Origin of the sequence: Shewanella decolorationis (assembly GCF_004354305.1) — a bacterium.
GTDB classification, from domain to species: Bacteria; Pseudomonadota; Gammaproteobacteria; order Enterobacterales; family Shewanellaceae; genus Shewanella; species Shewanella decolorationis.
Genome location: NZ_CP037898.1, coordinates 4,718,616 through 4,719,362 on the forward strand (window position 1 = coordinate 4,718,616; position 747 = coordinate 4,719,362).

Genomic DNA, 747 nt, shown 5'->3' on the forward strand with positions numbered 1-747 from the left:
TGGCGTTGTAGCTGTAGCCTGTCGCCGGAGTGCCGTCAGCAAACTGCAGCGCGCCATTCACCAGCTTCAGTTCCACATTGGTGGTCGCGGTGCCATTGACGATAGTCAGGTTCACGTGACCGCCTTCAGCAAAGTCGGCATGGTTGATGGTGACTTGGAGCTGTACGCCATCACCGTTGATTTCGGCTTGCGTGAGTGAGCCATCACCTGGATTGCCGTCATCGACGATCAATACGGTCGGTGCATTCGGGGCGGTTTCATCCGCCACGGTTGCGGTATCCGAGCCTTGTGCAGAGGTGTTGTTGGCTGCATCGGTTTGGGTCGCGGTGACCGTAATGCTCTGACCTTCACCAGGGGCGGTTTCGGTCCAGCTGATCACGCCTGTGGTGGCGTTGTAGCTGTAGCCTGTCGCCGGAGTGCCGTCAGCAAACTGCAGCGCGCCATTCACCAGCTTCAGTTCCACATTNGTGGTCGCGGTGCCATTGACGATAGTCAGGTTCACGTGACCGCCTTCAGCAAAGTCGGCATGGTTGATGGTGACTTGGAGCTGTACGCCATCACCGTTGATTTCGGCTTGCGTGAGTGAGCCATCACCTGGATTGCCGTCATCGACGATCAATACGGTCGGTGCATTCGGGGCGGTTTCATCCGCCACGGTTGCGGTATCCGAGCCTTGTGCAGAGGTGTTGTTGGCTGTATCCGTTTGGGGCGGGGGGACCGTAATGCTCTGAACTTCACCAGGGGCGG